The organism is Thalassoglobus sp. (assembly GCF_048270125.1).
In the GTDB taxonomy this organism is placed as follows: domain Bacteria; phylum Planctomycetota; class Planctomycetia; order Planctomycetales; family Planctomycetaceae; genus Thalassoglobus.
In genome coordinates this window covers 12432-37646 of the sequence record NZ_JBLWTN010000040.1, presented here as the reverse complement: position 1 = coordinate 37646, position 25215 = coordinate 12432, and the positions used below count along the sequence as shown (strand labels likewise).

Here is a 25215-nt window from a genome sequence, read left to right as displayed (position 1 = left end):
AGATCGGGGTGGTGAAAAATTACAGTTCCACAATACCCGATTGACGGAGACTTCCTACATAGTTTCAAACTGCTCTAATCAGAATGGATCTTGTCTAGAATTCCGTTGACAAACTGCGAGGACTGGGCATCACCGAACTTTTTGGCGAGTTCGATCGCTTCGTCGATGGCGACTCCGCGCGGGGTCGCTGTTTTGACAATTTCATAGGCTCCCAACCGCAAGACTGCCCGATCCGTTGCCGCCATACGATTCAGACGCCAATTGGCAGCTACGCTCTGGATCTTCAGGTCGAGTTCTTGTCGGTGTTCCATAACACCGGCGTAAAGACTCCACGCAAAATCGATCAGTTGCTGATCGCTGATGCGTTCGGCAATCATCTTTTTGATCTCAGTGACTTCCGTATCCGGGTTCAGGTCCACCTGATACAGCATTTGCACTGCAACCTGACGTGATTTACTTCGACGAGCCATGAATCTCTCTATAGGTGTGTATTTGATTGCGGTCGAGTCGCTGCAGCTTTTGCGATGCTTGTTGTGCCCGTGAAGGTCGCATTCACGACTTCATAAACCGCTCGCCACGAGGCGGAACGTAAAGACCAATATTGGATTTGCTCTAGTTGCTTGTGTATTTCTGAAAACCGCAGCCTACAGTGAGACTCCAGAGGCGAAATTATCGATCCTGGCGACGGTCTCTGTTCTCAACTGACAATTTTCATTGACAATCTCAACTGAGAAGACTGCGATCTCTCTTATTGCCTCAGATGGATTCACGCACTACGTTCGACGAGAAGACGATGATCCTTCCCGGGAAGTTGCCCCAGACGAATCAGGAAAGCTGTTTGAGCACATTAACTGTTTCAATTGCAGCCAAGGCTGCCTCAACTCCCTTATTCCCGGCTTTTCCACCTGCGCGGTCTAAAGCTTGCTCCATCGTACGACAGGTCAGGACGCCAAACAAGACGGGAATTCCATTCTTCTGCGATGCGTCCATGATGCCTTGTGCCACCGCGTGATTAATATAGTCATGATGATCAGTATCACCTTGAATCACTGCACCTAGCGTAATGACAGCTGCATACTTTCCACTCGCTGCGAGACGCTCCGCGATGATCGGTAATTCATAGGCTCCCGGAACCCAGCACTCGACGATCGATCCGGCAGATGCGCCGTGTCGTTTCAGGGTATCTACAGCCCCGTCCAACAGACGTTTCGTCACCAGTTCGTTGAAGCGTGAGACAACAATTGCGTACTGATCGTTGCTGTCTGCAATCATGTTACCGGAGATTTTCTGCGTCATTGATCAGCCAGACTATGGTCGTTTGAGGGGGCGTGTCAGGTTCTCTCACTCAACGGAATTTTACTCGAAACTGCTCCAGCGCCTGGGCCGGACTTCTTCGCAATTTCTGCATCAATCTTGAGTGAACTAGAAAACAATGTCTATTGATGGGTGATCATTGCGGGAAAACCATCCTGAGCACCTGAATTGGCCTCTATGTTATTGTGTCGATTCAAGAAAGGCCAGTTGTCATCTTTCGCAGAGCAGGAATTTTCAGAAATGACTGACTGAGCGAGCCCCAAGGTGAATACAGCGAAGGTACTAGATCCAGTCTCAGGAGACGGTTCAAGTTGCAGCTCACGATTCGGCCAAAGGGTCATCAACTTCAATTTCGTTATCATCGTCGGGGGCTAAAGCGAGGAAGTATCTGGCTCTGACCATCGAACGGAACATTTTTGCAGTCGCATAGATCGACCCTACTCCGGTGGCGATGGCTAACAATGTCAGGTGTCCCTCCTCTGATGACGACCAGCCCTTGGTTATTAACAGGAGTGACGTACACAACCAGCCGGTACCAGCACAGACTGCGTAAATTTTCATGAACGTCCGTTCTCGCCCCAATGTTGATTTCGCAACGGCGGAACGTGCAGAGTGGTTCGCCAATTCTCGAAATGAGTCCAGGTTCGCTCGAATGGCAGCAGATTCACGAGCCTCACGCGACTTCGTGTTCCGTGAGTTGGAAGTCACTCCCTCGTTTTGTTCAACTGGTTCAGTCTTCCACTGTGTGGCTGAGGGGCTTGAACTTTGTTCAGGAGATTCAGAATCCTCAGTTGTTCGATGTTGAGACTTTTTAGCCGAGTTCCGGGCGAGAAGCTGTTTCATATAATTTTGAATGGCATCATCTGAGGAAAAATCTGGACTGGAAGGTTCCTCATCAAACGATTCCGAGACAATTTCGACATCACTACTTTGGTCATCGTGCGCGGTCGTTACTGCATTTGCCGACTCGGATAATTCGAAATCGACTTCTGCTAACTCTGTGATTTCAGGAGCTTCACTCGATGCTTCAACATGATCGGCAAGATCAGTGGACGTCGTCTCTGTAGACGTCTTTCCGTCCAGTGAGATCCCAAAAATCTCTGCAAGTTCTGAGCGTAGACCATCGATTGGAGCGCGCTCATTGCTTGTCTTAGAGGGACTTTCGTCTTCGCCAGTCTCTGGATCTTCTTCGTTGTGCCGCTCGGTCTTCAGATTGGTTTCAGCGTTGTCGCTCGCGTTGTCACTAATAATACTGTCAGTGACCTTCTCATCGATCTTGTCAATGACTGTCTCAGCAACATCGTCCTTGACAATTCCTTGCAGTTCTCCTTGCACTTCTCGAGGCTGTGAAGCGAGATTCTGGCTGGAATCGCTTTGAATCGAATCAGAGAGTAGACGCTCTTGAAGATCTTCAAATTCTGCGACATCTTGTTCGAAATCGGCACGTGCCATCTCGATCGAGTTCCGCTCTTGTTCGATTGAGGCTTTCTCCTCCTCAAGTTCAAGTTCGAGTTGTTGAAGCTCTTGCTGACGTTCCCGAAGTTCTTCAAATTGCTCGGACAACTTTTGGCGGTCCGATTCGCTCTCTTGTATCCGTGACTCGCAGTACTCCAGTTTTTCTTCCAGCAACTGTTGAAGTTCCTGAAGTTCAGCACTTTCGGTTTCAAACTTTCCCTGTTGCTCGGCAACCTGCTGACCTTGCTCCAGCAATTCATTCCGCTCAACGATCACTCTGTCGAGCTGACTTGAGAGTTCAAGGATTTGAGATTCAAGCTGATCGTGTTTGACTTGATTTTGTGAATCCAGCTGAGACTCACGTTCAGCGAGTCCACTTTCCCGCATCTTGAGTTCTTCAAGCTGTTGATTGAGCTGTGTCTGACGAACTTCAAGTTCCTGAGATTCCCGGCGTTTGGCTTCGGAGAGACTGAGTCGGAGTTCTTCTTCGCTTGATTTCAGGATGGCCATCTCGCTGAGAAGGCTCTGTTCCTGATCACGCAGTTGGAAGTGTGCAGCTTCAAGCTTCTCGTACTCTGCGAGAAGTGTCTGATGCTGTTTCTGGTCAGCCTCGAACTGAAGTTCGCGTTGTTCCAGATCTTTTTCTGCTGCGAGCAGTTGTGCTTCCCGCTCTAGTCGCTCACTGTTGAACTTCTCCGTTTGCGAAGCAAGTTCCGATTGCTGTTCCTTCAGCTTTGTCGATGCTGCATGAAGTTCAGTTTCACGTTGTTCGAGCTCAGCTTCGAACTCAGACAATACGGATTGATCCAGTTTGAATTCCGTACTCTGCCGCTGAAACTCCTGTTGTTGAGACTCCAGTCGTGCGGCCAATTCGTCGAGTCGGCTTCGCTCTTCAGAGAGTTCCCGAGCGAGGCGCTGGAGCTTAGGTTGATCCTCAGCCTGTTTTTGCTCGAATTCCCGGCATCGATTCTGAAACTCTTCTTCTCGACTGATGAGTTCGTTTTGTTGTTCGTTGAGTTCGGAATTCCTCTCTTCAAGGATGTCCGCTTCGAGTTCAAGCTCAGCTTGCTGAAGGTTGAACTTTTCGATTTTAAGGGCGAGTTCAGATTGCGCCGCTTGCAACTGCCTGGTTTTCTCTTCCAGCTCGAAAGAGCTGTCTTGCAGAAGTTTCTTCTCTCCCTGAAAATCTTGCTTACGGTCTTTGAGCATCTTCTCAAAGAGAACTAATCCCCCCTGCTCTTTCTCGATTTCTTTCTGACGCTGAGCATATTCAGAGCTTTGGTCCTGCAACTGTTGAGTCTGCTCTTCCAGAAGCTGCTGTTCGAGAGCGAGGGACTTCGCCTGCTCTTCGATCTCCTTCTGTTTTTCCAGAGATCGCTTCTCTAACGATTCTTCATCTGACCGCAGTCGCTCTTCTCTTGTTTCGAGTTGCTGCCTTTGTTCGTCCAGTCTTTGAGTCTGTTCCTTGAGCTTCTCGAGTTCTTGTTTCAGATCTTCTCTCTGCTGAACGAGACGACTCTCTTGCTCTGACAGGTGCGCACGTTGAGCCTCGAACTGTTCTTTCAGCTCAAAATTCTGTGCATCATGAAGTCCATGCTGATCACGAACTTCCTGTTCTCGAAGTTCAAGTTCTGCAGCAAGCTCTGCCAGCCCCTTCTTTTCTGCCTGCAAATCATCGAACAGAAGATCGGCTTCAACTTCTCGTTCCTCGATGGAAAGCGAAAGCAACTCCAACTGCTTTTGTGCAACCCGCAACTGCTCTTCTTGTCGATCGAGATCTGAATAAGATTGTTGATGCAGTGCAGCGACCGCTTCGCAATGCTCTTGCTGTGCTCGCTGTTCCTGGGCCAGAATTTCATTCTGTTGGAGCAACTCGTTTTGTTTTTCAGCAGCTGCTTCAAGATCAGCCTTGAGTTCCGCTTGCCGTCGGGCAAGTTCGTGCTCGTCGTTGGTCAGGCGATCACGTTGTGCCTGCAACTCACCGATCTGGTCTTCAACCGCGCGAGTTTGCTCTTCAAGTAGAGCATGTCCATTGCGAAGTTCTTCCTCGCGTTGATGAAGTCCTTCCTCCAATTGTAGAAGACTTAAGCGGTCAGCCTGCAGCGTCTGCGAAACCTGCTCATGTTCGGACTCTAGTTTCTTCAACTGAGAAAATTGCGCGTCGAGCGATTGCCGATCCGTTGCTGCCTGTTGTTTGAGTTCAGCAAGTTCGTTGAGTTCGAGTTGCCGCTGCTGTTCAAATTCTTGGCGAGCTTGATCGAGTTGTTCTTGTTTACGATCAAATTCATGTTGCGCTTCAATGAATTCGTCTGAAAGCTCTTCAAACAGTTCCGCTTCGAGTTGAAGCTCATGCTGCTGCAGATCGAGCCTCTCTTCACGTCGATTCAAATCTTGAAGACCGGCTTCGAGCTGTGACGCTTTCAACTCCAGCTCTTGGACAAGTGCAGCACACGAATCGTCTCTGGCTGCAAGCTCTTTCTCTAGCGAAGCCTGTCTCTGTTGGAAGAGTTCTTTCTCCGCATCAAACTGAGCTCGCTGCTCTTGAACGGTCGTTTGGTCCTCTCGAAGATTCTCTAATTGCAGATCAAGCTCAGCGATCCTGTTCGAGACGCTTTGTTTCTGTTCGTCAAGCTCCTCCTGACTCTTCTGAAGTTCGTTTTCTTTGGCCTGGAGCTGTCGCTCCTTCTCATTCAATGCCTCTTGCTGCTTACTGATTTCATCGAATCCTGCGTGAATCTCTGCGGATTGAGACTCAAGCTGCTTCGCAAGATGATTGAGTTCGTCCTGTTGTTTCTCAACAGCATTTCTTTGATCTTGAACTTCTTGTTCCAAGAGAGTGAGATCAGATGTGCGGCTTTCGAGGAGGCGCGATTCCTCTTGTGCATGTTGAGCTGATGTTTTTAACTCTTGCTGAGCAATCTGAACCTGTTCAAGCGAAACTTGAAGATTCTCTTTCTGAGCATTAACTTCCTCAACCTGCTTTGAGAGTCTCAACTTTTGATTGAGAAGTTCAACTTCGCGTTGCGAGAGCTCCTCGGCCTGAGTCTCAAGTTCCTTCCGAAGTCCCTGTAACTTCTCGGTGGCATCCGCAATGGGCACTAACTGGGAACGCTCTGAAGCAATCTCGTTTTGCTTTACCGAAATTTCTTGCCGCTGCAATTCCAGATGCCTGAACTCTTGCTCCAGCTCGAGTTGAGCATTAGCGAGAGTCGTGTTCATCGCAGTCAATTGAGCATGCGATTCTTTTTCTTTTTGAAAGAAAATGTCGAGAAGTCCTTCGACATCAGAAAGCATTTCCTGAAGAAGTTGTTCTCGACGCCCCTTCTGATTGCTCCCAGGTTGCTCAGTTGCGTGCCGAATCAGTTCATCAATATCCGGTGGCGAAAAATCGTTTTGGTTGCTTTTGAGAGATGGGGTCGCCCGCAGAATCTCCACTTCGAATTCAATCGGCCCAATGACCAGACGATCCCCCGCTTTGAGTTCACCTTCGGTCACCACCCCTTCGTTCAGCCACGTTAATTGAGAACTGGCTTTCAAAATTGCGCGCTTTCGCCCGACGACAATCAAACAGTGTTGATCAGCGACTCCAGCGACGGGGAATGTAAAATCGCAACTTTCATTGGAGCCGAAAGTATATCGTCCCGGTGACAAAGTGATTGGCCCATGACCTGCTGACGACCACAATGGATGTAGGCAAACTCCTTCAAAGCCAAGGTCAAGTTCCTTGCGACTTTGTTCGAAGAGATCAGGAATTTCAACGGCAGATGCCAACATACCAATAAGCTCCGTGTCCGAGTGAATCCCTACTCGGCGAAATGCGACACGCACCACCTTGAGAACCACTCTTTGCATATAGCTCACAGACTTCACGCGGTCAAAAAGCATCTTCCGCGAGCGTGGCATTGTTGGATAAACGCAACTTGTTCAGTGAAACTCAGCACGGTTTTCTACGATGCGGCAACTCCCCATCGATGAAATCCCGACAATGATGGAACAAGGAACAATCGGCACGATCCGAATCTCATCGACCATGAAGCTCCGATTTTCGACGCGCAACTTTTTCACGCTGACACTTTGCAGAACACCCCACCTGCCCTATCTCCGCTTCATGCTGTCCCGCATCTGTCCCAATAAGCAAGAACATCCGAATCGACAGAGAATATCAATCTGAAAAATTGCTGGCTTTGCGTTCATCAGCCGTTCGCAGAGGGGCTGCCGAAAACGGTTGCATCAAGTTTTTTAAATTTGTCAGTGCCAGATCGTGTCATGATTCTGCCGTGAAGAGCTCTCTGATCGCAAGATTTATCACGATGAAGCAGAAGTGTCGAAGTCTCTCAGTTTTCAGAGACTCCCCCATAGAGGCTTTCGAACTTGCATGCGGCTGGAATATGATCGATTGCTCCGTTAAAGTTTTATTGTGGGGTCTTAGCCCATCTCCTCTCGACATCTCCAGCAAAATGGAAATCGGAACCCGGAATGGCATCAACCGAGCGGGAATATCAGTTCCCAGTCTGAGTTGCTCACCTGATGTTGAATCCCCGATCCTTGGGAAATGTACTGAGTGTCGTATCTAATGCAGTTGAAAGTCAGAGAAACGTGAACGCAAAAATTGTACTTCTTCCCGGTGATGGAATTGGTCCGGAAGTGACTGAAGAAGGTCGTAAGATTCTTGTCGAAGTTGCTGGAAAGTTTGGACACAAGTTCGAGTTTGAATCGCACCCGATTGGCGGAAACGCGATTGATGACTTCGGAGACCCGCTTCCCGAGTCGACATTAAACGCATGCAAAAGTGCTGATGGAATTCTCCTCGGTGCTGTCGGTGGCCCGAAATGGGATGATCCGACCGCGAAGACTCGTCCCGAGGCTGGACTCCTGAAAATTCGCAAAGAGTTAGGTCTATTTGCAAACTTACGCCCAATTACCACACACGAGTTCCTGCTCGATTCTTCTCCTCTCCGCAGAGAAATCGTGGAAGGCACCGATATTTTCTTCGTGCGAGAACTGACCGGGGGAATTTACTTCGGTGATTCCAAATTGGAACAGAATGCCGATGGCAGCGAGACCGCGACCAGTACTATGGTTTACAGTACGCACGAAATCGAACGGGTCGTTCGAGTCGCTGCAAAAGCTGCTCAGGGTCGCTCAGGACATTTAACATCTGTCGATAAAGCTAACGTGCTGGAAGCATCTCGGCTTTGGCGAAAAGTCGCTGAACGTGTTGTACGAGAAGAGTTTCCAGACCTGAAATACGATGTTGTCCTGGTTGATGCGATGGCGATGCATCTGATTTCTCGTCCATCAACATTCGATGTGGTGGTGACTGGCAACATGTTCGGAGATATCCTCACCGACGAAGGATCGATGCTTCCCGGTTCGATGGGACTTCTCCCGAGTGCCTCACTCGGAAGCGATGGCCCTGGACTTTACGAACCGATCCACGGATCGGCACCGGATATTGCAGGGCTTGGAATCGCCAACCCGCTGGCCACAATTTTGGCAGCTGCCATGTTGCTTCGACATTCGCTGAACCTTGAAGACGAAGCGAAAGCAGTCGAAGCAGCGGTAGACGCTGTTCTGTCGGCAGGACATCGCACCAAGGACTTGGCAAAAGATGGAGAAGTCTCACTTGGAACTGTTGAAATGGGACAAAAAGTGATTGAAGCCCTCACCAATTGAGAGTATCAATGAAGAGTGCCCTTTGAACGGTGGCGGGAAAGCTCTAGAAGCAGTCTCAAAACCTATGGAATTGCAACCTTTCTCTGTACCAGAGAAGTGAACAGTAAGTATTGAGACCAGTTCTAGTGAACCTCAATGAACGACGAGGCGATTTGAGAACCGAGGAGTCAGGGCACGACTAATTTCCAAATGGGCGTTTGGAAACGAACGAGCGATCACTCAAGCAACGACTCAAAAGATGTGATCACTTCAAAAATTTCACGATGGATTGATGAGATGTTGAAAACAACCTTACTTCTATTGGCCTTCGTCCCCTTTCTGGTCGCGGCAGGATGTTCAAAAGAACCTGGAACATCTCCCGCCCCCGAAGTTCCCGAAGCTGGAGGCGCGGTGACTCCAGAGACTCCCGCCAATGAGACACCAGCCCCGGCAGGTCAAACTGAAGAACCAGCAACACCATCGGATTCATCAACAAGTCAGACTGAAGAAGTGAAACTTGAAATCAAGAGCTGGGATAAAACTCAGGAGTTGATCGCGCAACACAAAGGCAAAATCGTTGTTGTCGACGTCTGGGCAACTTACTGTGCCCCCTGCTTGATCGAGTTCCCCAATCTTGTCCAACTTCACAAAGAGCATTCGGATCAAGTTGCGTGCTTATCGATCTCGCTGGACTACCAGGGATTCGAAGACGAACCAGTTGAAACGTACACCAAGCCGGTTCTGGCTGTTCTGAAAAAACAAGGTGCCACATTTCAGAACATTCTCTGCTCGACCGCTTCTGACACCGTTTATAACGAAAAAATCAAACAGGGATCGATCCCCATTGTGTACGTCTATGGGAAAGACGGGCAACTTGCTGGGCAATTCCCAAACCCCGAAGACCCCGCAGAGTTTACCTATCAGGAAGATGTCCTGCCTCTTGTCACGAAGTTGATGAATCAGTAACGATTCGGCAAATTTTGCAGCCGGTTGGGGCCGATGCGAAAAATATCAATCGACTCGCTCCGACCAACTCACTGCATTTGGTCGAGATGACAACCGAAGAAACAAGAGGCCAGAGTGACTCAGCAGGTGATGAATCCTGATGACGCGGTATCCACAGCACAAGCGAGGTTAACCTGCTCGCAACGTGTTGATGGACCACATTTTTTCTCGACGCAATTGTTCGCATTTGATGACGAGTATGGCTGCCCAAGTGGGAATTTCTCGATGTCCTGGCAATCGCGATTGATCTGGTGGTGCGATCCACGTCAATGGTTGCATGCTATTCTGCAACTCAAAGACACTCCGCATTCCATTGCGATGGGAACGGCAATTGGAATTTTCATTGGTCTCACCCCGACCTTTGGAATTCAAATGTTGTTAGTTCTTGCCGTCGCCTTTCTCACACAGCCGTTTTTCCGCTTCAATCGCTTTGCTGCACTCGTCGCAGTTTATGTCTCAAATCCGTTCACGATGATTCCAATCTACTGGATGAATTATCGTATCGGTGCCATGTTCACACACACGCAGATCAGCTGGAAAGAATTCGTTAGCCTTTTTCAGTATTCCAGTTACACCGAATGGTGGTCGACCTTCTCGAATGTCTTCTACACGCTCGGGACACCTCTCATTATTGGTTCACTTCTCGTCGCAACAGTTCTCTCGTTGCCAACATACCCGCTGATTTTGCGATTATCCGAACGGGTTCAGGCCAGACGTGCCGCTCGGGTTCAATCGCGTACCGAGGAGGCCTCACGCGGCCAAAAAAAAGCAGAGGTGACTGAACCAGAACGCACTTCGATCTCTTAACAAGCCCTTTTCCTTGAATGAGAATGCGTCGCTTCAGGCTTCCAGCTGATGAACGAAGAGATGATCAACAAAGCCTCTTCGCGGTCACAATTGTCTCTCATCTTCCGACTCCCAGTACAAAGAGTCACAGGGAGTGCAAGAAGCGATCTGAAAACCTATGCTACGAGGGAATTTCACTGCTTGAGAGATCGACTCCGGGATTTCGGGTCAGTTCAAAGAATCAGGGACAAAAATGAATTCTGCTGCTTCAGAATGTGACGTCATTTGCGTGGGAATTATCGTGGCAGATCATGTCTGTGCTCCGATCCGGAAGTTCCCAGCTCCAGGTGGTCTCATTACGACACCAAGCTTGGAACTGACCATTGGCGGTTGTGCAGCGAACGTGAGTACCGATCTGGCCAAACTCGGAGTCAAAGTCTCCCTCGTTGGCTGTGTCGGAAATGATCCATTTGGTCAATATGTACGAAGCGCCCTCGCTGAGAACGATGTCTGCTGCGAACATATTCGGATCTCAGAAAAGTCTCAAACCTCCGCGACGATGGTCGTGAATGTGCAAAATGAAGACCGCAGATTTATCCACGCTGTCGGTGCAAACACTGAATTAACAGGCCGGGAAGTCTCGGATGAACTGCTTCAGAAGTCGAAAATCGTGTATGTTGGTGGGTTCGGGTTGAATCCGGAACTTTCTGGAGAGAATGTTCGAGAGATGTTTGCACGAGCTAGAGAGCTTCAGGTGACCACCGTTCTGGATGTCGTGCTGGATCGTGTTGACGATTGCATTGAGATGCTCAAAGTGGCGCTTCCAGAGACAGATATCTTCCTTCCGAACCAGGACGAAGCTCACTTGCTGACTGGTGAAAGCGATCCAGTGAAACAGGCTGAGATCTTCCTGAATCAGGGTGCAGGAACCGTTGTCATCACCTCAGGTCCAGATGGTTCGATCCTCCGAGACCAGACCTCATCCGTCATTCATTTACCTGCTTATCAAGTGGAGCAAGTCGATGGGACAGGTGGAGGCGACGCTTTTGTTGCCGGTTTTTTGTACGGAGTTCTCCAAGGATCAAAACCCCAGCAGTCTTTGATGTATGGAAGTGCCATGGGGGCCAGTTGCGTACAGCACGCCGGAGCAACGACAGGTGTCTTTCGCGTCGAGGAACTTGAAGCCTTCGTGAAAGAAAACCAGCTCACACCGACTGTCGAACAGATTTGAGGCCGATGAGTGCCTCAACAGCGACAAAGTCCAGCTTCCCTGCTCGACATGAGAGCATTTTGCTCTACCGTGTGCCCGTGAAGAACGCATTTCTCTAGAACTGGTCCTGGAACCTGATATTACTCTCTCAAACGTTGAGACAAGCGACTATTCCAGAGGTTTTCGGACTGGTTCTAGTAAAAATGCTGTTCGCCACGAGGGAGAACCTGCAAACCAATTCGAAAGATGCTTTAGTGCGGCACACCAAACAAAAAAGCCTGCGAGAATGTTCTCGCAGGCTTTTTTTCTTCAGTACGACAAATTTGTCGTAAAGATGATTAGTTAGTTGTTCCAGCTTCGGCTGATGAATCGTCAGCTGGTGCTGCTGCATCGTCAGCTGGTGCTTCTGCAGGAGCGTCAGCTGCTGGTGCGTCGGTGTGAGCTTCGTCAGTGTGTGCTTCGGCAGGAGCATCAGCAGGAGCGTCAGCTGGTACTGCATCGTCAGCTTTTGGAGCACATCCAACCATCCATCCGCAGAGCAACATCGCTGAGAGCAGAGCAGTAAATTTCTTCATCGTTTTCTCCTAATGTCTTTAATTTAAAGACGTTATGTTTCGGGCAGCAATAACAATTTCGTGCCTGTGGAAGTATAGAGGCCTCGACGATCCGTTTTATTCCCAACGATTGAAGATTTTTCAAGAATAAAATGTGAGTCGATTCTGAGCTCACCCATCCAGCCTCCACCCTGCTCACTTTGAGTTAAAGCAGGAAGAATGGGCGGCTTCGGTGAAAATTGACGAGCCTGAAAAACAGGAACAATCGTTAAATCTTACCTGTTCCGTAATTCCGCTCAACTGAAGAGAGGACCTCAACCGATTGATCAGGATAACTACCATTACCGGTAGAACCGTCACGACCGGACTATTTTACCGGGGCGGGTTGTTACGAGTTGACGAGTGCGCAGAAACGACCTGTACGCACAGTCACAAAGGACCTGTGGCTGAAACACGGCAGGATGCTGGAGCAATCGATGAAAGACACATGTAAGAGTTGGCTGCAAGTTATTACCGCTTGTTTAGGCTTGTCGGCGACCACGTGGGGACAATCCCCTGATGTGGGAGCTTTCGAAGCTCAACAATCGGAAGGAGGAGCCGTTTCCCAGGCGGATTACGGTTCTGTACGACTTGGTGGTCAAGATCATTCCGCCTCGGCAGCTGTTCCAGCACCGGGAGTGCAACAAACGCACTTTATTCCGGGTGCTCCTCCAATATTCAACAATGCTCTCGTCCCGCAGGACGAAAGCGTCGGCTTTGCCGCAACAAGACCAAGGGACGAAATCCTTTGGCGTGTTGGGCGGTCGAGCATGGATCGATACGGATTTGAGGATGGGTACACCAACCTCAATGCGTTCATTCCATTAGCGTTTGAGAGTGACCGCGCCTTATGGTGGGTCAACCCTCGAGTGAACATCTCCGATGGTGGAGATGGTTCCGCGAGCTTCGGTCTCGGATATCGCGAATATATTCCAGAAGACGACCGTGTCTACGGAGCCTCTTTCTGGTGGGACAACGAAACTGCCTACAACGGGGATTACAACCAGTTGGGTGGGAGTTTCGAATCGCTGGGTCGCTATGTCGACATGCGAATGAACTTTTCGATCCCTGTCGGGGAATCGATGAATACATCCGTGGTGGGACAAGGAGAGAACGCGTTCGTTGGGAACAACATTTCTATTCAACAGTTCATTCGAACAGAAGAAGCCCTTCAAACGTATGATGCGGAAATCGCAACTCCATTCCCTTACCTGGGTGGATACGGTGTAGACGTCGGAGTCGGTTTCTACATCCTCAAGGGTGAAGAGACTGATACCGCAGCCGGTGTGAGTGTCCGAACTCAAGCACAGATCAACGACAGTTTCTGGTTAAACGGACTGTACACGAACGACCCTGAATTTGGTTCGAACTTCTCGATCAACTTCGAACTGACCATGCCGTCAAGCGGTCCTATCCGTTGGTTCAAGCGTCCAGCAGTCGCTTCCGCACTCACAGATTCTGTGATTCGCCGTTACCGAATGCCGGTCAGCACTGGAACCGGAATCCAACAGAACATCGCAATCAATCCGAAAACTGGATTGCCTTACAATGTCGCACATATTGATCCAGATGATCTGACTTCTGGAAACGGTTCGGTCGGCAATCCGTTTATGTCACTCGAAGAATACTCCGCTCTGTCACTGGCTGAGCAAAGTGCATTCGACATCATCTACGTTCAACCACGAGCTGATGAGACCGACACAAACCTGAACACAGGCCTTGGCCTCCTGAGTGGCCAACGTCTCTTGAGCAGCAGTGTTCAACACTACTTCGAATCCGAAGGAACACTGTTTGTGATGCCTGGATTCGTGATGGACCAACCGTTGCCTCTGCTCACGAGCAGTGGAATTGTCGGAAACGACCACATCATCACACTTGAAGCTGGCGGAACATGTTTCGAAGTTGCCGGCTTCCAGATTGATCACCAGATGACTCTTACTGGCCCGAACGCAAGTACTGGCAGTGCCATCTTCGGAGACATGGTTTCTGATGTCAGCATCAACCGCAACATCCTGGAGAATTCCGAGTACGCAACACAACTGACAAACTTCTCGGGATCTTTGCACTACAGCGAAAACGTGCTTCGCGACAACATAATCGGCGGCCTGCAAGCTGAGTTCACAGGAGACGGAGCTCTTGCTCTCTTCAGTAACTCCACAAGCAACAATATGGGAATTGGCTTTGAGGTGATTGCCGATGGGGCCAACATCATGGCAGACAACCTGCCAGTCGCTGTTCCGACGGCTCCTGATGTTGATCTCCCCGTCTTCAGCGATGGAAGTGCGTTCATCGATCCTTCCGATCTCACAGACACCACGAACGTGTTCCCGTTTGATCCAGCGACAATGTCAACAGGAATTGTTGGCAACAGTGCTGACCTCAACGAAACGGGAATGCAAATCGAAGCCATCAACGGCGGAACAATTAACGCAAGCGTCGAGGACAACACATTCTCGAATAACCAGGACATTACTTCCGCCGGATTTGTTGCCAATGCAGAAGGCATGGGAAGCGAAATCACGCTGACAACATTCCAGCGGAACACCTTCGAGAATAACATTGGCTCTGGTGCGTTACTCGCCTCTCGAGATGGTGGAACCATCAACACTCCATTACAGGTTGATCCACTTGAGCCAATGGAATTCATTCCAGGATTCACAGGGAACCTGTTTGATTCAAACAGCCGAAACGGCTTGACAGTCATCGTCGACAACTCAGAAATGAACGACTTCGTGATGGGAGCAAATACTTTCTCCAACAACGGGGAAAGCGGTTTTGCAGCCTACCTGAACGATGCCACATTCAATGACTGGGAATTTGACATGAACCTCTTCGACCGCAACGGTCGGGACGGCATGGCCTTCGTCATGGATAACTCAACGAACAACCAGTTCTACATCACAAACAATGACGTGACCAATAACGCTGGAAACGGAATCAACGTCATCGGTGTCGATTCACTCATGGATGACCTGATCATCACGAACAACTTCATCCAAGGGAACGGATCTCCAATCGGTGGGTTCAACATCAATGTTGCCTTCCTCGGTGGTCTGACTCCGGCACAGCAAGCACAATTCAACTTCGCCGCTCAACGCTGGCAAGAATTCATCATTGGTGACCTGCCTGATGTTGTCGATCCGATCTACGGACTGATTGACGACATCACCATTACAGCTGAAGGAGCTGACCTTGGACCAGGTATTCTGGGACAAGCTGGATTCACCGCTCAGAGAAACGATGCTGACATGCTTCCTTACCTGGGACTCATGCAATTCAGTAATTCGTTCCTCCCAACATTGCCAGCTTTGGAACTTCGTGATGTCATCATTCATGAAATGGGACATGTCCTGGGATTCACAGACTTCCTGTGGGCTCAGAAAGGTTTAGTCGACTACCCGAATGCTCTCTTTACCGGAGCGAATGCGGTGGCAGAACACAACGCACTGTTTAACCTGACTGATACAGGCGTCCCATTGCAAACTGGAATCGGCCCTGGATCGGACTATGCCCACTGGGATGACGCGGTCTACGGCGACGAGTTGATGACCTACTCGGCAACTGGAACAGCTCCGCGGAAAATCACCCGTGTCACAGCTGCCATGTTCCGTGACCTTGGTTACATAGTCGACATGAACGCCGCTGATCAGACTTTCCCACTTGTTCCAGGAACTGCTGGTGGCAGTCAGCTGGAAATGGTGGCACCAAGTGCTGCGACGATTGCAGCAAACAAACAGAAACTCGCAAACTACATGCTCGCAGCCTCGACTCTTCCTTTGGATGATCCAGGCGTCGTAACGCAAGCCGGTGTCGGCGGGAACAGCGGAATTCAGTTCGACCTGACAGACAGTGTTGTCAACGTCACATTAGAAGACAACATCATCGATCAGAACTTCGCTTCAAACCTTCGCGGTGAATTGCATGGAGCATCGATGCTCAACCTCAACAGTTCACGTGATGAGTACACAGCAAGTACCTCAGGCAGTGGACTGAACATCATCACACGTGACACTTCCGCAGCGAACATTGACTTGATGAACGCAACGATCACAGGAAACGCTGGCAGCGGTTACCGTGGACAAACCTTTAACGGGTCCACAATGAGTGTTTCCGTCACCAGCCCTGTCGATCCTGAATTCACTGGACTGACAACGATTTCAAACAACACAGATCATGGAATCAGCATCATCTCCAGCCCGGATTCACCAACTGTGAACACCTCACTGGTCGACCTGTTTGTTGAAGAGGCCCTGATCAATGGAAACGGTCAACGTGGCGTCAACATCCTGTCTACAGAGTTCAGCACCTTCGATGAAATCCTGATTCAAGACAGCATCATCACCAGCAATGGATCAGATGGAATCGGAATGAACCGCAGAGATGATGGATTCATCAACGGAACGATTCTGCGAAACACAATTGAGTCCAACACTGGAGACGGAATCAGCCTTCTGTCACAGAATGCGAACACGACCGACACGTACTTTATTCAAGACAACATCATCCGCAACAACACCCGCGGAATTCACATGCGGGTCGAAGCAGACGCTGTGCTTGATTCAATCATCAACAGCAACCTGATCGACGCAAACTCCAGCCACGGTATTCATGTCACAGACCGAGCCAACTCAGCCTTGGATCAACGAAATGTTACCGGGATCTGGACCCAGAACGAGATCGTCAACAATGGTGGCTCAGGGATTCAGCTGGACGGATCGTATGGAATTGATTCCCTTCTGGAAATTGGCCAGAACGGTGTCGATGGAGATGGCTTCAGCCTTGGAAACATCATTCGAGGAAACGGAGCAGCTGGTATTCAATCCACAGCTGTCGGTATTGCTGATATCCACAACAACCTGATCACTGACAACGGTGCCAGCGGTATCGATATCCAAAGTACACTGGCCTTCGGGAATATCATCGGAATCGACAACAACTTCATCGCTGACAACGCAGACATCGGAATTGAAATCCGGGCTGATGGAATTGTGACTGTCGAGTCTGAAATCACCAACAACACCATCACAGGGAATGGAAGCGATGGGATCGAAGTGGCGACTCTCAACCTGGCGTCATCCGACATCACCGTCGACACAAACGTCATCTTCGACAATCGCGGACGGGGTGTTGATATCCTCAACGCTGGTTTCAGCCCAGACATGGTCTTCAACCTGCTGAACAACACGATTACCGTGAACGATGGCGAAGGTGTTTACGTTGTCAACACCTCGGACGAAACACAGTATAACTTCAAAGATGCTCCGACACCGGACAACAACCCACTTAATGATGAAACCCATGGAATGCAGGCAAACGGTTCAATCTTCGCTGATCCGAGAATGCTCTTCAACATGGACAACAACATCGTCAACAACAACGGAATCGGCTCACAGTTCGATGCAACTGGCTTCGTCATGCGAGTCGGAACCAGCGACGGTGGTAGAGGAACAACGTTTGAGGGTGGATATGCCAGCGATGGATTCGGTGGAGTGATCGCCAACATTACGGACAACGTCTTCTCCGGAAACTTTGGAACAGATGTCTGGTTCGAATCATTCCGCTCAACAGCGAATCCACCTGTCACAAACGGAACATGGAATCAGAACGAGTTCACAGTCAATTCATACTTTAGCGATCCTTTGGCCCGACTCGACCTCGTCTTTACCGGGAACACAGGAAACTCGATCGATGTCACCAACACGGGAGCCTGGTACGACAATGCAGAACCAAGGTTCAAATCACGTCTTCGAAGTATCGCGGCTCCAGACCTCGCAGGACCGTTCCGAATTTCGACTCGACGCAGAAATGCACAACGTCTCGCCAGCCGAGATGGACTCCCACCGTTCGTTGGACCTGGTCTGACCTACCTTTACCCGGGAATGGGAACGAGCACATTCCGAGTTTCGGCAGCCAGCATCATCGGATTCACCGGAGATGGGACCAGCAACGAGTTTGACATCATCGGATCGACCTTCAACTCATCAGCTCCGATCAATACCGGGTTTGAGTTCGGAGAACTCTTCTTCAACTGGGATACCACAACCTATGTCCCATAAACCGATCGTTTCAACGAATATCAGTTGAAACAGACCGAAACCAAAGAGCAGCAGGACCAAATCCTGCTGCTCTTTTTTTGTTTGATTCTCCCCGTTTTAATTCTCCCTTGTTGAAACGACTTCACGCTCTGCCCAGGCTGACATCTTCGGAACTTCGTCACCCAAAAACTCATCCACATGAAGTGACAGGAAACCAATGAGGTTGAGGTGAGAGATGGAGGTGATTGCCGAGGAGACAGAACAAAAAAACGGAGACCAGCCCCTTGACTTCAACGCCTTATCGATAAAAACTTCAAGGAACCTTCGCAGGGAGTAGAACTGCGAACAATGATCCTTTCAACAGAAATGAATGCCACCTATGAGCACCCGTGGAAGTGATGGAAATGTCCTCGCTGCCTTGTGTAGTTTCTTTATTCTTGGCTTAGGCCAACTTCTTCAGGGAAGAATGCTTGCGGCAGCGATTCACTTTGTGATCGACGTCATCCTCTGGATTTTCCTCCTCGGTTGGCTCATGCACATCTTCTCCGCTTATTCCGCTGCGGTTTACGAAAAGAAGTAGAGCGAGCAAACGAAAACCTGGAGAAATTAGGCCAGAACTCGAAGCAGGAATCCCGACTATTTCAGACTCTCGTTCAGACTTTCGCATATTTTGAATTGACGGTTCTGCTCTGCCTCAAGGCGAGCAGTCTACCAAGCCATGAGAGTGAACTTCACGGGCACGACCAGCGCTGAAAATGCTCTCTTTCAAGGCGATGGCGTTTCGGCGCGCAGATTGAGATCAGTCTTCAACACCGTCAGCTTGGCTGGGGTCGACTCAATCGAGCTGGCTGGACTCACATGAATGGTCCAGTGGGCGGCATTGGCTGCGATCGAGGCATTCGTCACTCGTCCACAATAAACAGGGACCGAAGTTGGCGAAACCAGAGTATCGGTATAGACGAGATCCCCCACTGCAACGGGTTCTGTGCCGACCACTTCAATCATTTCGCAACCGTCGCCGGTCCCTTTCAGGATTCCTCGCGCTCCCATCACCGTTCCGAATTCAGAAGAACGGACCAACCGCACCGCAGTTCGGAAGTCAGGATCAGTCACCGGCTGAACAAGCGTGGTCCACTTCCCCACCTGAACTGTCCGGCCAAAAAGAGATTTCCCCAAAGAAACAAGTTGGTCAGCTGACAATCCAGTCAAAGCCCCTTGATCAACAAGCAACCCGACACCGTCCAGAACAAGTTCATTTTCAGCGATCCCTTCACGTTCCCCAAGCGAAACGAGTAACCGCAGCGCTCCCTGCGATTCATTTCCGCGCGAGCCAATCACATTCGTTGAAACTGCAATTGTTCTTCGGAGCGGAAGAGTTTCTGAGAACTCAGGTCCTGCAGGGAATGAGTTCAAAAGAACGTTTTGTTCTCGCAAGCTCGCAACCATCATTGCCAGGTCGCGGTTTTGCTGTTCGAGAGAGCGTAACTGTTGTGCGTCAACATTTGTTGCTTGAGTACCCTTCTCGACAGACACGGATTTTCTTGACCACTCTTGCAGCTCATTCAATGTCGTCAACGACCACCCTGCCCCGCTCAGAATGGCACTCGACAATCGATTCGAAAATGTCGCAGGCCCAAAATACAGGAACGCGACAACCAGCAGCCAGCCTAGCCAAATCGAGAACGGAGATTGCCAACGCGAGGCATTCATGGTGACTCAACTTCAATCTTGATTAGAACCAGTCCGAAAACCTCTGGAATAGCCGTTTTTCTCAACGTTTGAGAGAGCAATTTCAAGTCTCAGGATCAGTTCTAAAATGTGTAAACCGAGAATTCCCGATTCCAAATCAAAATCCAACGCCTTCTGTTTGAAAACGACGACGCCAGTGTTGCAGATGGTCCAGGCAGATTGCTGTTCCTCGAGCAACTGTCGTCAATGGTTGAGGATCAACGCGGACGGGCACGCCCAGATGCTCACTAAAGAAAAGATCGCTGTTCCGTAACAAGGCGCCTCCGCCAGTCAGGATGATTCCTGTATCGGCGAGGTCTCCAATCAGTTCGGGATCACAAACTTCAATAGTGGCTTTGATGTTGTTCACAATTTTCCAGAGGCAATCTTCCACCGCCAGTCGTAACTCTTCACTGGTGATTATCGCTTTGCGTGGAATCCCACTGATACTATCCAGCCCACGGACTTCCGTCGTTAATTCGTTATCCAAGGGGTAGGCAGATCCAATTTCGATTTTCAATTGCTCGGCGGTTGCCATCCCGATTCGCAAAGAAAATCGCTGTCGGACGGCATCGACGATTGCTTCATCCATCGCTTCGCCAGCGATGCGACTCGACCGGCTCGCCACGATTTCCCCCAAGCTCAGAATCGCAGCTTCCGTCGTCCCCCCTCCGATGTCACAAATCATACTTGCCAGCGGTTCAGAGATCGGCAGACCCGCCCCGATACTCGCAGCCTTGGCCTTTTCGATAAGGTAAATCCGACCAGCTCCGGCCCGTTCAGCAGAGTTAAAGACCGCGCGTTTTTCGACGGGTGAGATTCCAGAAGGGACCGCGATCACCACACGTGGTCGCAAACCAGCTTTCTGTACGGCAGCTTTTCGAAAGAAATATCGGAGCATCTGCTCACACAACTGAAAGTCGGTAATGACTCCATGCCGTACCGGTTTAACTGCCTCAATCGACCCGGGCGTTCGCCCAATCATCTGCTTTGCCAACTTCCCGACAGCGGCTCCCCGACCGAGAATTTGACGCGACTTCTTTTCCAAAGCGACCACTGTTGGCTCATCAACGACCACACCCTCTCCACGAACGGTGATCAGTGTATTCACCGTCCCGAGGTCAATCCCGAGATCGGGACAAAACCAGTCTCGCAGCCTGTTCAGCATCCTTGCTTGAAGTCCATCCCTAGTAAATTTTGGTCAATCCGATCTGAACTGAGAGGAGCATCCATTGCTCGACCGGCAATTTGTACCGGTATTCAGCAGCTCAGAGCAAGATGAGATCAAGCACCTGCCAATCACTTGGAACTCAATATGATGCTCCCGATTCCCAATCAAAACAAACACAGCAGCCACAACCTGTTTGGCTGCATGACTTTGCGAAGAATCGTCCCACTATAACTTTTTTAGGGGAGCGAGAAGCAGAAAATCCGCCACGACGCTTTGGTGAACATCACAAAATTGACTGAGCAAAGGATCGTGACATCCATCCGGCAACTTATCCATCCCTCGCAATATTGTTGAAATCGTTGCGATTCACCTGAGCTGAAAGAGTCAGACACCGAAATCGAAGTCGGCCATGAATCTCAAACCGACCCACTTGCCACGATCTCAATGCAGAACTAGAATGCGTCCGGTCGCATAGTTCAGTTGGTTAGAATGTCTGTTTTACACACAGAAGGTCTCCGGTTCGAGTCCGGATGCGACCACTTTGCCGTTCCTTGTGAACGGCATTTTTTATGCAATTTCGCGTGTTTATTGCGGTCTTTGTCACCTAAATCGGTTTCTCTGTTCTCCTCTATTCTTCCCTGTTCCGTTGTGTTCATGTCCCTAATTGTGTCCCTTTCTAAAGCCTTCTCAAAATGCTTCTCTGTCACTTGGAGGTAGTGTTTTAGGGCGACTTCCTTTGTGTTTCCGATCCAAGAGCACGCAACATGGGTAGGAAACTCCTCCTCGAGTTCCGTTTGACGAGTTGCCCGCAAGTTGTGGAAAGTCTTTTCCCAAGGCTCCAGGCCGGCTCTCTGGATGATTCTTCTTAGGTGAGTTCTAAGATTCGATTCGCTCATGCGGTAAGTAGTGATCAAATACTCCTGATCCTTGCCGGCCTGATTGTATGATTCCTCTAGGTAGGGCCGGAGTTCTGGAAAGATTGGAATGATTCGCTGTTCTCTGCCCTCATGATGCTCAGTCTTAGGACTCGGAACGATAAGTCGGCCTTGATCCCATTGAACATGGCTCAGCTTGAGAGAGAGAGTTTCCGAGGGACAGCGTAGGCCTCCGAACCGGCTGAGAGCGAAGATCAACCGCCATTCATGATCAGGGCAAGCCTGGAGGACCTTCTCAGCCATTTCGCGAGTGATGAAGAAATCTCGTTTCCGATTCGGCTGAACAGTCTTCGGAATGACTTTTGATTTAAATGGATTCCTGGAGATCTCTTCCCTCTCAACTGCATCCTCGAAGAACTGAGAAGCTACTGAACACATTTTTCGAGTTGTATTCTCGGCCTTTCCGTCTGCAATTAGAAACTCGCGAAAATCTCGAGCATCTCCAATTGTGAAAGAGTCAATCGGCTTTGAGCCGTCAAAGCACTTAAGGAGTAGTCTCTTGCATCGCTTCCAGACCTTCCGAGTTGAATCCTTGATCTCTGATCGGCCCTCGAGCATTCGATCACAGAGAGCCTCGATATTGAGTGCAGAGCTTTGCCCCTTTGGCTTCTCGATCAAGCCGAGCTTGTGAAGCTTCGCGAGAAACTTCTCATCACAGTCTCGGAGCCAGATTGCGGTATGAACCGGAATTGCTGTTGAGGAGTGCTGAGCTGACACAAGAGCCTCAATGTGAGTCTTTACTTGTTGAGCGTTTTTCTTTGGCATCTTGCCCGGAAATAAAAAACATTGCTTGCCAGCTGAATTCTTAAATCGGATTTTCCAGCCACCATTATGCTTGTTCAGTGATGCCATGAGATTCCTTGTTGAAAGTATTTGGCTGCTGCCTATTATGAAAAGACACTCCAGTAAGTTCAGGCCCGTACTTGTTGGAGTGAGAGCCTCCTAGGAGCTGGCCCGCCCCTGGTTGAGGCTCGTTTTATTTGCTTCATGTAACCTGTGATGCTTCTGCAACCCCCATTTGCAGGCCGAGAGAGCCCGATTCAAAGGTCCGTAATGAGGCAATTCTCTGCGAATAATGGAAACCACCGGCCCGCAATCATCTTGACAGTGATAAAACATTCAACAGTCAGTACCAGCGACCACCATAGGGCTCGAATGCCGAACGAACTCGGTGATCTGAATTGCCCTGAAGCTTGCATCGTTTAATCATACTCCCACACCGAAAACATATCAATGGATACCACTCGGCACCCATAGGTTCCACCTTGCAGTCCAAGCTTCTCTTCGCTTGCAAGATCGTATCTTTCGAGACCACAATCTACCCATGGCTAAAAAGAAACCAACAAGAACAGGACAGCAGTTAAACATCAGATGTTCTGATGAGGACGCCGATTTGTTCAATCAGGTCGCTCAGATTGAGGGGCTTACTACTGCTCAACAATGGATGCTCCAAGTCTGCCGAAAACGAGCAAGAGCCATCCTTGCCGCTGCCGAGTCGGGAAATGTGAAAATCACTGAAACGCTAATTGTGCCAGAGGAATAGCTTCTTAATTTTGCACTAGGATGGAATAACCGACAGAGTTTTACCTCCGCGATAACGACAGGTATTGACCAGTGACCGTAAGCAAATTAAACGTAGTTAAAACGACACATTGCAAGAGTGTTGATGACTTCATGAAGTCACTTCTCATCAGTGATTACGGATTCGGAAGCTACTCTGTAAAATTTCTGTATCGAGGTGTTTCAGTCGGTGAGGGAGATAATGAACACAGGCTTGTGCCAAGCTCAAAACGGAAATCAGTAACTGACACTTACTTACCTAGAGGAAGAAAACACTTTGAAAGAGATTTGATACTATTTGAGCCGAAGGTACTAGCTTCTTTCTTTAGGCATGCCGATTCTCAAGGATTGCCAATGCCTGAAATCGACAGTGAAATTCGTCGGTGTCTCCAATCAGATGAGATGCGGCATGACAAACGTATCAGCTTAGTATCACTCCGGACAGGCAATTTTTGGCCCCCTGACAATTTACTTCCATTGACTGGCCAAGCCCAGCATTATGGGATTCCAACAAGATTGTTGGACTGGTCTCGCGACCCGTTAGTCTCTATGTACTTTGCAGTAGAGGGAGCAATCAAAGAGGAAGATAAAAAAAAGAATCATAGTTCTTCTGAAGACAACAAAATCGCAGTTTGGGTTTTTGATTACGACAATTTTGTTCTCCAATCCCTAAAACTCCATGAGTCCGAAAACCACCTGAAACTAGTGACAGCGCCAGCTTCCACTAATGTGAATTTAAGGGCTCAACAAGGCGTTTTCACGTTATGGAGACCTCCAACAATAAATGAAGGAAGAAAGGCCATTGACACTGTGTCTCTTGATTGCACCATAAACAAAATTTTCGGCAACGATTCAGGCACCTATTTTTTCCACAAATTCACGCTACCTTATTCTAAATTGAAAGAATTGCGGGAAAAACTCCGACGAGTTGGCGTTAATACCGTAAAATACTTCCCAGATTTCCGCGGTGCGTCTGAAACAGTAATGCAAGATCTCAAAGAAAATGACTAACTAAGCAATCAGTCTTCGATTAGCCCACCACTTCGAACAGTTTTTGTACACCAACTACATCTCCTTTATCACTGGTTTCCTTAGTGATGTCCGAATTTGATTTTCCGGCAACTTTTTTTAGATCGAAATTATGTGCGGTCGCTATACGCTTCGAATGAATCCTCTGGAACTTGCTGAAGTCTTTGGAGTTGAGCCTCAGCCTGAGTTATTACCTCGATTCAACATTGCACCAACTCAGATGAATCCTGTCATCCGGCTCAGTGAAGGCTCAAGGGAACTGAGTCTCATGAGATGGGGCTTCATTCCTCCCTGGGCAAAGGACGAGAAGATCGGCTATCGCATGATCAATGCTCGCTCCGAGCAGATTGCCAAGAGCTACAAGCCGGCTCTCAAAAGTAAACGTTGCCTTGTCCTCGCTGACGGTTGGTATGAATGGAGAGAGAAGAAACCTTTCCATTTCCGAATGCCCGACAATCAACCTTTCGCATTTGCAGGCCTGTGGTCGGCCTGGCGAGACATAGAGACATTTACAATCTTCACAGCTCAGTCTGATGGTATTGCGTCTGAATATCATGATCGAATGCCGGTGATCCTTTCCCCCGATGCCTATGACGTTTGGGCCGATCCTTCGATTGATGGAAACGACATCATCGAAGAAATCGTCCAAGGCCGGCAAATGGACATTGAGGTTGTCGCTGCAAATCAATGTGTCGGCAACGTGAAAAATGAATCTCCCGATTGCCTAAACTAAAGCCGG

The 25215-nt window shown here is 49.3% G+C and carries 14 protein-coding genes, 1 tRNA gene and 1 pseudogene; 9 read left to right on the top strand and 7 right to left on the bottom strand.

What is annotated here, in order from left to right; genetic code table 11:
* Positions 1-74: 74 nt before the first annotated feature.
* From nusB to ACN0YR_RS23805, 3 genes are all read right to left on the bottom strand, one after another.
* Positions 75-470, bottom strand: a complete 396-nt coding sequence (nusB, locus tag ACN0YR_RS23815) for a transcription antitermination factor NusB (protein WP_417851712.1) — start codon at positions 468-470, stop codon at positions 75-77.
* Between the two features lie 355 nt (positions 471-825).
* Positions 826-1296 (bottom strand): 6,7-dimethyl-8-ribityllumazine synthase, encoded by a 471-nt coding sequence (ribH, locus tag ACN0YR_RS23810; RefSeq protein ID WP_417851711.1) that lies wholly within the window; start codon positions 1294-1296, stop codon positions 826-828.
* 336 nt (positions 1297-1632) lie between these two features.
* On the bottom strand, positions 1633-6543 hold the full coding sequence (locus ACN0YR_RS23805) for an FHA domain-containing protein (RefSeq protein ID WP_417851710.1): 4911 nt from the start codon (positions 6541-6543) through the stop codon (positions 1633-1635).
* Between the two features lie 822 nt (positions 6544-7365).
* Between ACN0YR_RS23805 and leuB the strand changes: the two genes are divergently transcribed.
* The 4 genes from leuB to ACN0YR_RS23785 all read left to right on the top strand — a co-directional run bounded on the left by leuB (position 7366) and on the right by ACN0YR_RS23785 (position 11446).
* Complete coding sequence (gene leuB, locus ACN0YR_RS23800; protein WP_417851709.1) at positions 7366-8445, top strand: 3-isopropylmalate dehydrogenase; 1080 nt, start codon at positions 7366-7368, stop codon at positions 8443-8445.
* 276 nt (positions 8446-8721) lie between these two features.
* Positions 8722-9390, top strand: a complete 669-nt coding sequence (locus ACN0YR_RS23795) for a thioredoxin-like domain-containing protein (protein ID WP_417851708.1) — start codon at positions 8722-8724, stop codon at positions 9388-9390.
* A gap of 264 nt (positions 9391-9654) precedes the next feature.
* Positions 9655-10236 (top strand): DUF2062 domain-containing protein, encoded by a 582-nt coding sequence (locus tag ACN0YR_RS23790; RefSeq protein ID WP_417851707.1) that lies wholly within the window; start codon positions 9655-9657, stop codon positions 10234-10236.
* Positions 10237-10468: 232 nt separating this feature from the next.
* Positions 10469-11446, top strand: coding sequence for a carbohydrate kinase family protein (locus ACN0YR_RS23785; protein WP_417851706.1), 978 nt, complete (start codon positions 10469-10471; stop codon positions 11444-11446).
* Positions 11447-11763: 317 nt separating this feature from the next.
* Here ACN0YR_RS23785 and ACN0YR_RS23780 read toward each other — a convergent pair whose 3' ends face one another.
* On the bottom strand, positions 11764-12000 hold the full coding sequence (locus ACN0YR_RS23780) for a hypothetical protein (RefSeq protein WP_417851705.1): 237 nt from the start codon (positions 11998-12000) through the stop codon (positions 11764-11766).
* Between the two features lie 455 nt (positions 12001-12455).
* On the opposite strand from ACN0YR_RS23780, the gene ACN0YR_RS23775 reads away from it, so the two are divergent.
* Positions 12456-18074, top strand: coding sequence for a right-handed parallel beta-helix repeat-containing protein (locus ACN0YR_RS23775; protein WP_417851704.1), 5619 nt, complete (start codon positions 12456-12458; stop codon positions 18072-18074).
* Positions 18075-18432: 358 nt separating this feature from the next.
* Positions 18433-18633 (top strand): hypothetical protein, encoded by a 201-nt coding sequence (locus ACN0YR_RS23770; RefSeq protein WP_417851703.1) that lies wholly within the window; start codon positions 18433-18435, stop codon positions 18631-18633.
* Between the two features lie 185 nt (positions 18634-18818).
* On the opposite strand, the gene ACN0YR_RS23765 is transcribed toward ACN0YR_RS23770, so the two are convergent.
* Together ACN0YR_RS23765 and ACN0YR_RS23760 are read right to left on the bottom strand one after the other, a co-directional pair.
* On the bottom strand, positions 18819-19763 hold the full coding sequence (locus ACN0YR_RS23765; RefSeq protein ID WP_417851702.1) for a rod shape-determining protein MreC: 945 nt from the start codon (positions 19761-19763) through the stop codon (positions 18819-18821).
* Positions 19764-19899: 136 nt separating this feature from the next.
* The gene (locus ACN0YR_RS23760) at positions 19900-20949 is read right to left on the bottom strand and encodes a rod shape-determining protein (protein ID WP_417851701.1); all 1050 of its coding nucleotides are present in this window, start codon (positions 20947-20949) and stop codon (positions 19900-19902) included.
* Between the two features lie 468 nt (positions 20950-21417).
* Between ACN0YR_RS23760 and ACN0YR_RS23755 the strand changes: the two genes are divergently transcribed.
* Positions 21418-21491: transfer RNA gene (locus ACN0YR_RS23755), tRNA-Val, on the top strand.
* A gap of 168 nt (positions 21492-21659) precedes the next feature.
* On the opposite strand, the pseudogene ACN0YR_RS23750 reads toward ACN0YR_RS23755, so the two are convergent.
* Positions 21660-22445, bottom strand: a pseudogene (locus tag ACN0YR_RS23750) (tyrosine-type recombinase/integrase); the annotation flags it as partial.
* Between the two features lie 1116 nt (positions 22446-23561).
* Between ACN0YR_RS23750 and ACN0YR_RS23745 the strand changes: the two are divergent.
* Together ACN0YR_RS23745 and ACN0YR_RS23740 are read left to right on the top strand one after the other, a co-directional pair.
* Positions 23562-24458: an FRG domain-containing protein gene (locus ACN0YR_RS23745; RefSeq protein ID WP_417851700.1), complete on the top strand. Its 897-nt coding sequence runs from the start codon at positions 23562-23564 to the stop codon at positions 24456-24458.
* Positions 24459-24588: 130 nt separating this feature from the next.
* Positions 24589-25209, top strand: coding sequence for an SOS response-associated peptidase (locus ACN0YR_RS23740; RefSeq protein WP_417851699.1), 621 nt, complete (start codon positions 24589-24591; stop codon positions 25207-25209).
* Positions 25210-25215 lie beyond the last annotated feature (6 nt).